The 10,137-nt window shown below is 46.4% G+C and carries 9 protein-coding genes; all 9 read right to left on the reverse strand.

The annotated features are described in order from the left end of the window. Positions 1-11 precede the first annotated feature (11 nt). Positions 12-464 carry a flagellar export protein FliJ gene (gene fliJ / locus AACQ17_RS05310; RefSeq protein WP_010318709.1) on the reverse strand — a complete coding sequence of 151 codons (453 nt, stop codon included), beginning with the start codon at positions 462-464 and terminating at the stop codon, positions 12-14. 3 nt (positions 465-467) lie between these two features. Then, the gene (fliI, locus tag AACQ17_RS05315) at positions 468-1,790 is read right to left on the reverse strand and encodes a flagellar protein export ATPase FliI (protein ID WP_013856312.1); all 1,323 of its coding nucleotides are present in this window, start codon (positions 1,788-1,790) and stop codon (positions 468-470) included. After that, positions 1,790-2,593: a flagellar assembly protein FliH gene (gene fliH / locus AACQ17_RS05320; protein ID WP_094147894.1), complete on the reverse strand. Its 804-nt coding sequence runs from the start codon at positions 2,591-2,593 to the stop codon at positions 1,790-1,792. Before fliH ends, fliI begins: the two co-directional genes overlap by 1 nt. Positions 2,594-2,623: 30 nt before the next feature. After that, a complete protein-coding gene (gene fliG / locus AACQ17_RS05325; RefSeq protein ID WP_013856310.1) occupies positions 2,624-3,673 on the reverse strand; it encodes a flagellar motor switch protein FliG in 1,050 nt (349 codons plus the stop codon). Continuing rightward, positions 3,666-5,408, reverse strand: a complete 1,743-nt coding sequence (gene fliF, locus AACQ17_RS05330; RefSeq protein ID WP_013856309.1) for a flagellar basal-body MS-ring/collar protein FliF — start codon at positions 5,406-5,408, stop codon at positions 3,666-3,668. The genes fliG and fliF overlap by 8 nt, the downstream gene beginning before the upstream one ends. A gap of 14 nt (positions 5,409-5,422) precedes the next feature. Continuing rightward, positions 5,423-5,734, reverse strand: a complete 312-nt coding sequence (gene fliE / locus AACQ17_RS05335; protein WP_026028064.1) for a flagellar hook-basal body complex protein FliE — start codon at positions 5,732-5,734, stop codon at positions 5,423-5,425. 84 nt (positions 5,735-5,818) lie between these two features. Next, the gene (locus AACQ17_RS05340; protein WP_026028065.1) at positions 5,819-7,228 is read right to left on the reverse strand and encodes a sigma-54-dependent transcriptional regulator; all 1,410 of its coding nucleotides are present in this window, start codon (positions 7,226-7,228) and stop codon (positions 5,819-5,821) included. Next, entirely contained in the window at positions 7,228-8,286 is a 1,059-nt protein-coding gene (locus AACQ17_RS05345) for a sensor histidine kinase (RefSeq protein ID WP_013856306.1), read from the reverse strand. Before AACQ17_RS05345 ends, AACQ17_RS05340 begins: the two co-directional genes overlap by 1 nt. 129 nt (positions 8,287-8,415) lie before the next feature. After that, complete coding sequence (locus AACQ17_RS05350) at positions 8,416-9,882, reverse strand: sigma-54 dependent transcriptional regulator (RefSeq protein WP_017045739.1); 1,467 nt, start codon at positions 9,880-9,882, stop codon at positions 8,416-8,418. Positions 9,883-10,137 lie beyond the last annotated feature (255 nt).

Consider the following 10,137-nt stretch of genomic DNA (forward strand, 5'->3'; position numbering starts at 1 on the left):
ACTTATGTTGCTTAAAACTTGTGTTGATTAGAACGTTGCCGACTAAAGAGCAGTGTAGAAAACTCATCCATCTGCTTCTGCTCTCGTTTATCTTGCAGACGTTGCGCTTCTATCTGTTTTTTTTCAATGAGCCATTCGTAAGAGCGTCGCTGTTTTCTCACTTCCATCCAATGCTCTTGGCAGTTCTCTACCTGATTTTTGAAGTGTTGTTCTGCATCTCTTTGTTTGACAAGGGTTTCATCTAACTGGGTAAGAAATCGGTTTAAGTGTCCATATTGGCTCGCCGTCAAACCTGACATGCCGCGCTCCATAAGCTGCTGACAATAATCCAGTCGGTATTGTTCAATCTGCGCTAACTGCTTGTAATAACTCTCTAGCTCATCACGCGATTTAGATAACGCCATCACGGCTTTTTCTTCTTTGTCTTTGGCTTGGTCAAGCAAAAACTCGAGTGCGTTATCCATCGATTACCCCACTTGCAAAACGTGCTTAAGCATATTGACGCACATGTCGTAAGGAACCGAATCCTTCATCCCTTGCTGCAAATATTCATCCAGCCTAGGTTTTAGCGTAAATGCACTGTCAATCGCAGGGTCCGTCCCCGGCTTGTAAGCACCGATAGAGACGAGATCTTGATTTTTCCGGCAGATGGAGAGTATTTGACGCACCGCTTTCGACATCAACAGATGTTCATCGGTGGTGATTTGTGGCATAACACGGCTGACCGATTTCTCTACATCAATCGCTGGGTAATGTCCGGCATCAGCCATTTCACGTGATAAAACAATGTGACCATCAAGAATGGCTCGCGATGCATCAGCGATCGGGTCTTGTAGATCATCCCCTTCGGTGAGCACGGTAAAGAAAGCGGTAATCGATCCTTGGTGAGGGCCGCCATTTCCCGCTCGTTCAACCAAGGCGGGCAGTTTAGCAAACACCGACGGCGGATAACCTTTTGTGGCTGGCGGCTCACCCACAGATAACGCAATTTCACGTTGCGCTTGGGCAAAACGAGTCAACGAGTCCATGAGTAGCAATACATCTAACCCTTGATCACGAAAGTATTCCGCAATCGCTAACGCGGTTTGACAGCCTTTTAAACGCATCAGCGGTGAGGAGTCCGCAGGCGCGGCTACTACAACTGAACGTTGACGTCCATCAACGCCTAAAATCTCTTCTATAAACTCTTTTACTTCGCGGCCACGTTCACCAATCAGCCCCACCACCACCACTTGAGCGGTTGTGCCACGAGTCATCATGCCAAGCGTTACCGACTTACCGACACCAGAACCGGCAAATAAACCAATCCGCTGCCCTTTACCCACCGTCAGTAAACCGTTGATCGCTTTTAGGCCAACGTCCAGAGGTTCTGTTATGGGTTTGCGAGCTAATGGATTGATGGGGTCAGCATTAAACGATGCGCGCTTTTCGGTATAAATAGGCCCCAGCCCATCGAGTGGATTACCGACACCATCAATCACCCGTCCAAGCAGCTCCATCCCGACTGGTAGGCCAGCATCCCCTGTCATTGGGGTAACTTTAGCTCCGGGCAGTACGCCTGTTATCTGTTCGCTGGGCATCAGATAGAGGTTATCGCCAGAAAAGCCAACCACTTCCGCTTCCATTTCTCCGGACATGGTTTCTACTTTACATAAGCTACCAATAGGGGCTTTACAACCGGTAGCCTCAAGGGTTAAACCAACCACACGGACCAATTTGCCCGATGCCATTGGGCGGCAGGTTAACCCTTCGGTTTTGTATTGACTAAGGCGATCGGCAAGAGACAACACTATTGATCACCTTGTTGGTGACGATTGGTGCCACAAAAACTTTTCAACACGCTACGAATGCGATCTTCCATTCGATAATTCACACTCGATTCACCTGCTTCAATCTGGACGTCACCGCGATTTAATGCCGGCTCTTTGACCAATGTCCAGTTTCGGAAATCCAGCTCTTTTTCGCCATAAGCAGAATGAATCACTTCAACATCTTCTGGATGGAGTTTTAATGTGATGGCATGCCCGGATACAGGCAGGGACTCAACCGACGATTTGACGGTATCTAAGATCACTTGCGGATTGGTTTGTACTTCAACGTGAACGACTTCTTTGACCAAGGTTAAAACCATATCGACCAGCTGTTTTTCGACTTGGGCATTCATCAACTCTAGCGGTTGAGCAAATTGATTGGCAAGACCAACGAAAATATCAACCTGCTGCTGGATGAGGGTTTGCCCTTCAGCAACACCCTCGGTTTTGCCTTGCTCAACACCTTCTTGGTGTCCTGCAATCAGCCCTTCTTCTTTGCCTTTTTCATAACCTTGTTTGAATCCGGCTTCTTGGCCTTGGTGCAAACCTTCTTGATAAGCCCCTTGTTTGATCTGGCCAATCTCTTCTTCGCTGAGTTGCAGAGGCTCTTCAACCAAAGGCTCATCAAAACTTGGCATCCAACCGGGGTCGTAGTTCATTGCCGTTTCTTTGGCTTTTTTATTGATCTCTGCGCCGTAGTCCGGCAACCCCCACTTTTTGGCTTGTTCAATATTAGCGTCTGCATCTAAACGTAAAAAGCCGCGTTTTCTTTCTCCAGACATAATGCTACCTATTGTTGAGTCAGGGTTAGATTATAAGAATTCGTCTGCGCCGCCAGACAGCATAATTTCGCCACTGTCGGCCATACGACGTGCAATCGCCAGAATCTCTTTTTGCGCCGCTTCGACATCTGATACTTTAATCGGAGGCATGGCTTCCAGATCATCTTTCATCATCTCAGCTGCACGTTTTGACATGTTTTTGAAGATCTTCTCACGCAATGCGTCATCAGCACCTTTAAGTGCTTTTTGCAGTACATCTTGCGGTACATCACGCAGCAATTTTTGAATGCCTTGGTCGTCCACTTCGACTAAGTTTTCGAACACGAACATCAGATCTTGGATCTGCGTTGCCATGTCTTCATCTTGCTCACGCATCTGATCCATGAGGATGCCTTCGATATTGTTATCGAGGTAGTTCATGATATCAGCCGCGGCTTTCAAGCCACCAATTTTCGCCGCTTGCGCGCCCGCTTGACCGGCAAATTGTTTCTCCATGATTTCATTCAACTCAGCCAATGCCGAAGGTTGTACTTCTTCAAGGTTGGCAATGCGCATCAATAAGTCTAAACGGTCACGTTCAGCAAACTGCGCCAAAATTTCAGCCGATTGATCCGGTTCTAAATACGATAAAACAATGGTTTGGATTTGTGGGTGTTCATTAACAATGATGCTCGCCACTTGTCGTGGGTCCATCCATTTCAATGAATCCAACCCTTTTGAACCCGTGCCAAGCAAAATTTGATCGACCAAGTTATTGGCTTTATCGGCACCTAATGCAGCGATAAGCGCGTTACGCATAAAGTCTTCGCTGCCCATACCGATATTGGTGTATTTCTGAATATCTTCGAGGAAAGCACGATGCACCGCGCCCACTTTCTCTTGGCTAAGCTCTTTCGCCTTCGCCATCGCGCTACCGACTCGTTGTACCTGCTTAGGTTCAAGATGGCGGATGATGCCAGCAGCGTCCTCTTCGTTTAAGCTCAACAACAAAATAGCCGCTTTTTCATCACCAGAAATTGTTGAAATATCAACCGATGATTCTGTCACTTCTGTTCCACTCTTATTTTTATTATCAGGCATTTTGCATCCAATTCTTCACTACTTGAGCCGCTAGTTCAGGCTCATTGGCCACTAGAGCACGCACCGCTTTCAGTACATCCTCATCCTTGTGTAAGTTTGGCAAATCAATACCGGAACCAAACTCAAAGAGATCACCGCCATCAATACCACTGCCAATTAAACTGGTTTCACCATCAGCACCAATCGGTAAACCATCAGGTCCGTACATTGGGTCATCATCATCCGCAGCAGGGTTGAGCAGTTTTTTCAGCGCAGGGCGAACCAGCACCAGCACCACAACCACAATAACCAAGGCACTAGCAAACCAGCGTACCCAATCGTTGAAGTTTGGATGCTCCCAAATAGGGACATCAACCATTGACTCAACTTCAGGCACGGCAAATTGCATGCTCAAGACATTCAACAAATCGCCACGGTTTTCATCAAAGCCAACCGTCCCAATCAATACTTGTCGCACGGCGCTAATTTCACTTTCGCTCAAGGGAGTATAGGTGACTTCGCCAGTCTCTGGGTTAACCGATGGTCGGTTTTTAATCGCCACCGCAACGGTCTGACGATTCACCACACCCGATTGTTTACGTTCATGACTGATGGTGGTATCGAGTTCAAAATTGCGCGTGGCTTCTTTGTGCACAGAACCTTGCCCAAGAACCGAGCCATCTTTCATCTGCGCGACGTCTTGTGGGATCGAAGCATCCGCAGGTGGCTGATTACTTAATGCACCTGGAACGCCAGCCACCACATTGCCGTTGTTATAGTCTTCAAGCGTATATTCGCTGCGTGTCGCTGGCGTATTCGGGTCAAAGCGTTTACGCGTTTGTTCAATGGCACTGAAATCCAGTTGGATATCCACTTGGGCGGTGTAATTACCAAAACCTAGAATAGGGATTAATACCGAATCAATTTTGTCACGCAGCGCCTCTTCTTGCTTGCGTTCAAGTTCTTGTTCTTTACGGCGGGCTGACGACACAGGATCTTGAGAGCCTGAGCTGAGCAACCGACCATGTTGATCAGTCACGGTAATTCGATTGGGTTTCATCCCTGGCACGGCACTGGCGACCATATCGACAATAGAGTCGACCTCTTCTTGTTTGAGGTTAGCGCCAGTTCGCAAGGTAAGAAATACGGAGGCAGAAGCATCTTGGTTATGACGAACAAATACGCTTTGCTTAGGCAGTGCCAATAACACACGAGCTTTGTTGACGAGCTTCATCTCTTCAATCGCTTTGGCAAGCTGACGTTCACGACTAAGTTTAAGGCGCTCTTGCTCAAGGCGCTGAGAAACACCAAAGCCCATGTCTTGCATCAAGATTTCATCGCCCGCTTGCTTGTTTTGATTTAACCCTGCACGGACGAGGTTGAGTTTTAAGCTGTTGTATTCACTGGATGGCACTAAGATAGTATTACCATCTAATTTGTAGGTCAGTTTCTGCTGATCAAGATAATCGAGGACAGGAATAAGTTCTTCGGTTTCATAAGCGCCAAGCGGGCGCATTTCAGGTTCTCGAACCCAAAAGAACAACATGACAATCAGTGCCACACAGATGGAAATAGAGAGGACTAACACCACCTGGCGCAACAAGTCCAAGTCGCCCATCGCAAAATCACTTTTGGATGAACTCTTCTCTTCAAGATCTGGGTTTTGCGTGTCCATGTCTAGATCTGAGCTCGCCATTAAAGCGTGGTCAGAACCACTGGTCACGGTAAGATCGGTTGTTTGCTTATCTTCTGCCACGGCGGCTACCTAATTTATACGGGCATATTCATGAGTTCTTTGTAGGCGTCGACAAGTTTATTTCGAACTTGAATCGTCGCTTCAAAGGCTACACTCGACTTGTTACGAGCAATCATCACATCCGATAGTGAGACATTTTCATCTCCCCGATCAAAGCGGGTTTGTAAATTACCTGAGGTCTTTTGCAAACTGTTCACGTTATTAATGGCTTTGGAAAGCATGTCGCCAAAATCAGCACTCACACTTTGTCCAGTTGCCGTAGGACGAGCATTGGTTGCTTCCAACATCATTGTTTGCATTTCGCTGTTTAAACCATCAAGTCTCATTGCTACCTCTAACGCCAAATCTTTGACTGCTGTGCTGCTTCTTTCTGTGATGCAGCAATTTATATGCCATCACCCACTTTAGGGTTAATTCGGGATATCAATTCCTGCATCACGCATTTTTGCTAATTTGTAACGCAGTGTCCTAGGGCTAATTCCGAGCTTATCTGCCATCTCTTTACGGCGGCCTTGGCACTCGACTAAAGTATCCATAATAATGGTGTACTCTTGATCTCTCAGCTCATCACCCAATGCAGCGCCATTGTTATTAAACAGCTTGTTCACTTCGGCTTGTGCTACAGGCTTAATCTCTGGTGTGGCAATATCGCTGCGCTCTACGACTTGTTGCAAGCTGCTAGCATCTTGCCAATCAACCCCTTCCAACAAGATATGTTCACTTGCAATGTCTCCTTGCTCACTCAAGATCAGCGCGCGTTGCACGACGTTATCAAGTTCACGGACGTTGCCCGGCCAAGCGTAACTAAGCAGCTTGTTAATGGCTTGCGGCGCGATACGAGGCACAGGTAAACCAAGTTTAGTGCAGTGACGCTCTACAAGGTGGTGAGCCAGCGGTTCAATATCCCCTTTTCGGTCACGTAGCGCTGGCCATGAGATTGGGAAGACGTTGAGACGATAATATAAATCATCACGGAAATTGCCTTCCTGCACATACTGCTTTAGGTCGCGGTTGCTGGTCGCCAATACGCGGACATCAAGCTTAATGCTTTTACGCCCCCCCAAGCGTTCCACTTCACGCTCTTGGAGTACACGCAGCAGTTTTGCTTGTAGGTTCAGATCCATCTCGCTGATCTCATCGAGTAAAATGGTCCCACCTTGTGCTTGTTCAAATTTGCCCGGACAAGCTTGTACCGCTCCTGTAAATGCCCCTTTTTCATAACCAAATAAGGTGGCTTCGAGCATGTTGTCTGGAATGGCGGCGCAGTTGATCGCCACAAATGGCCCATCTTTACGCGGAGATGAGTTATGAATGTAGCGAGACATGACCTCTTTTCCTGAGCCACTTGGGCCCAAAATCATGACGTTAGCATCGGTTTTTGCCACTTTGTCGGCAAGTGACAATAAGCGCAGGCTTTTCTCATCGGCAACAACCGCATCACCGTTATCATCCGATTTCACTGGCGCGTAACGGCTAACCATGTTGAGCAGCACTTCGGGGGCAAAGGGTTTTGCCATGTAATCAATGGCGCCCTCTTTCATCGCCGAGACAGCATCTTCAATATTGGCGTACGCCGTCATCAGCAACACGGGTAAATTGGGCCAATGCTGTTTGATGTTGCGCAGCAGTGCAAGGCCACCCATGCCAGCCATTTGAACGTCAGAGACAACAATATCAACAGGATGTGCTTTGAGTTTAATCAGTGCATCTTCGGCGCAATCAGCTTCCAGCCATTCATAACCGGCCAGCGCCAAAGTATCGACTAACGCTTCGCGTAGACCTTCATCATCTTCAACGATTAAGACTTTGCTTTGAGCCATCATCCTTCTCCAGTCTCTGTTGGTGAAGAAGGGGCATGACGCTCGAGTGGAATGCACATAGTAAAGCAAGCACCCTCCCCTTCTTCTGAAATTAATTCCAATCGCCCATCATGGGCGCGGCAGACCATTTGTACCACCGCTAACCCTAACCCCGTTCCTTGTGAGCGAGTGGTAAAAAACGGTTCCATAATTTTACTTTGCAGCGCAGCAGGGACTCCCGGGCCACTGTCTTGTACCGAGATTTTCAGCTCACCATTTACCGGGCGAAAAAAGACATCAATTTGCGACGCCTTACCCGCAATTTGTATTGCGTTCATCACTAAGTTACTCAGTGCAGAGGCAATGGCATTTGCATTGCCTAACACCACTGTCCCTTCTTGTTCCACTTCCTGATGATAATCAATTGCGCTATTTTTTAATGCCGTTTCCACCATGGGAACAAATTCGCTGACCAAGTCTGTCACTGTAAACGGCTGAATGACTTTATTGTCACCACCTTTGGCAAACAACAACATATCATTGACTTGTTTTTCAAGATCATGAAGCCTATCCATCAGCTTAGACTGAAAACGCTCTCTTGTAGCGTTTGGCAAGTTAGGCGCACCTAAATTTGAGGCATAGAGCATGGCACTGGATAACGGTGTGCGAACTTGGTGTGCCAAAGACGCCACCATTCGACCGAGTGAGGATAAGCGCTGTAAATCACTGATGCGTGATTGAAGTAACCGAGTTTCGGTTAAATCGGTGATTAATATCAATTGGCCTGTTGCTGATGCTGAAATGGCTAATCTAACTTTACGACCATTGCGCAGCGAGATTTCATGCCCATCATCTTCTCTCGGCGCAAAAGCACTTTGAATGACGGAATACCATTTTTCACCCGCCAATGGGACTTGCAATAACCGCTGAGCTTCAGGGTTAGCCTCTCTGACTACGCCTTGAGTATCGAGCAAAATGACGCCAGCAGGCATCACATCAAGAACCTGTTTATAGCGCTCAACTTGATCCTCTACAGAATCTAAGTGAGATTGATTAATGGGTGTGTCAGGAGACTGCATGTCGAAATTCTACCTATAAAACAACAATAGCCTAACACGCAAAATACATGCCAGGCTATTTTTCTTTAAAATCAAAGAATTAATCCATTGCCAATATATTGACTAAACTTTACCCATGCTGTTTTTTAATCACCGTTGCATATTGTATTTACGCATTTTTTCAACCAAGGTCGTACGGCGCATACCCAGCATATCAGCGGCACGCGCTACCACTCCGCCTTGAGCTTCAAGGGCTTGGTTGATCATATTGACTTCCAAGTCCGCCAATAGCTCTTTCAAATTCACGCCTTCAGGAGGCAATGACTGCGGTGCGTTGAGATTTTCGTGCATCTCTTCGACGTCTTCAAAACTGAAGTTTTCAGAGAAAATACCCGCCAGCACATCACGTTCTTGGTCTTCAACAGAACCATAAGAGCTGTGCTCTGGTTGGAATTCTGGAATATCACTATAGCGGTATTTAGTTGGTAAATGATTGACGTCGACGAGACTATTTGGATAGAGAATGATCATCCGCTCAACTAAATTCGCTAGTTCACGAACATTGCCCGGCCAATTGTGTTCCATTAACGAATTGACAGCTCGCGGGGTAAAACAAAATGGCTGTCCACCTTCCGCTTCCATACGTGTCATGAGTTCTTGTAACAGCAATGGGATGTCGTCTTTGCGATCTTTTAGCGCTGGCATTTCAATTGGGAAAACATTGAGTCGATAGTAAAGATCTTCACGAAATGATTCATCATCAATCATGTTTTCTAAATTGCGGTGAGTCGCTGACACCACACGCACATTCACTTTAATGGTGGTGTTACCGCCCACACGTTCAAAGCAGCGCTCTTGTAACACACGCAACAACTTTACCTGCATCGACATCGGCATATCACCGATCTCATCGAGAAATAAAGTACCGCCTTCGGCAAGCTCAAAACGACCTTTACGCGCGGTTATCGCTCCGGTAAACGCCCCTTTTTCATGACCAAATAATTCACTTTCAAGTAAATCAGCCGGAATCGCACCACAGTTAATCGGCACAAACGGACCGTTGCGGCGTGCAGAATGATAATGGATGTTACGCGCAACCACTTCTTTGCCCGTTCCAGATTCACCTAAGATCAACACATTGGCTTCTGTGCCTGAGACTTGCTCAATCAAATGGCGAACTTCTTGGATACCATGACTTTGGCCTACAAGGCTACGAAATAAGGTATTCTTACGCGATGTAGAGGGAACTTGCACGCCTTTGCGTCCTAAAAATTCTTTGCAATGTCGTAATGCGTCACTCAGTTGAGGGTAATTAAGAGGTGACTCAAGTTCACCGACGTATTGAGTAAATTCTTCCAATGAATATGGCTGCTTGTTTGCCATTAGAAGTGGAATATAATTGGCCTTAGTCAACCACTGAGCTATCTCATCAGTTAACTGCTCACTTTTTAGCGATCCAATAATGCAGCCCCCCCACAATCTTGAACAATCAATATCCTTGATTTGGGATGACTCGATCGCCTCGCAGTGCTCTCCAACAAATTCTAAAATGTTACTTAGATTGAGACGGATCTGCGGATCGTCTTCTATCACAAGCAGTTTTGCTAAACCTTGCATAGGTGAGAATATTTGCCTTAAATCAGAGAAATTGTGGCCGCACTTCTGAAAATCGTTATTCAGTTTTGTTTTTCTATAATCACTTGATTAAACGATAGACAATTTGTGGAATTCAGCAACAAAAAAAGCCATTAGGCTAGTAATGGCTTCTATTCTATGGAATAAAAAAAATAAGGCAACCAAGCAATGAGCTGGTGTGACATCAGTTAAAACTTTAAAAAATAAGTGCCTAAAGGTTTATAAATAACTTATATG

Source organism: Vibrio sp. V10_P2A27P122, assembly GCF_963874335.1.
Classification (GTDB): domain Bacteria; phylum Pseudomonadota; class Gammaproteobacteria; order Enterobacterales; family Vibrionaceae; genus Vibrio; species Vibrio anguillarum.